General features: G+C 69.9%; 1 pseudogene. It reads right to left on the minus strand.

The annotated features are described in order from the left end of the window. Positions 1 to 512 (minus strand): annotated as a pseudogene (locus tag IBL26_RS25495) (UDP-glucose/GDP-mannose dehydrogenase family protein); the annotation flags it as partial.

Below are 512 nucleotides of genomic sequence, written 5' to 3' on the forward strand. Positions count from 1 at the left end.
CCGGCCTTCTCGCACAGATCCGCCATCTGGTTGATGAAGGTGATCTTGACGGCCAGGAAGGCGTTGGCGGCGTACTTGGTCAGCTCCGCCGTCTCGATGCTGGTCGCGACCACCGGGGTCTCGATCAGGTAGAGCGGGCGGTACAGGCGCTTCAGCACGGCCAGGGCGCGCTCGCTCTCCACGCCGATGACGACGCGGTCGGGGCGCATGAAGTCGCCGATGGCGTTGCCTTCGCGCAGGAACTCGGGGTTGGAGGCGACGTCGATCTGCACGTCCGGCCGCGCCTCGCGCACGATCTTCTCGATCTGGCGGCCGGTGCCGACGGGGACGGTGGATTTCGTCACCAGCACCAGCGGGCCTTCGGCGGCGCGGGCCACCTGCTCGGCGGCGGCGAAGACGTAGGTGAGGTCGGCATGGCCATCGCCGCGGCGCGTCGGCGTGCCGACGGCGAGGAAGACGGCGTCGGCGCCGTGGATGGCGTCCTTCAGCTCGGTGGTGAAGGTCAGGCGGCC

The sequence above is a fragment of the Teichococcus aerophilus genome (assembly GCF_014490485.1).
Lineage (GTDB): Bacteria > Pseudomonadota > Alphaproteobacteria > Acetobacterales > Acetobacteraceae > Pseudoroseomonas > Pseudoroseomonas aerophila.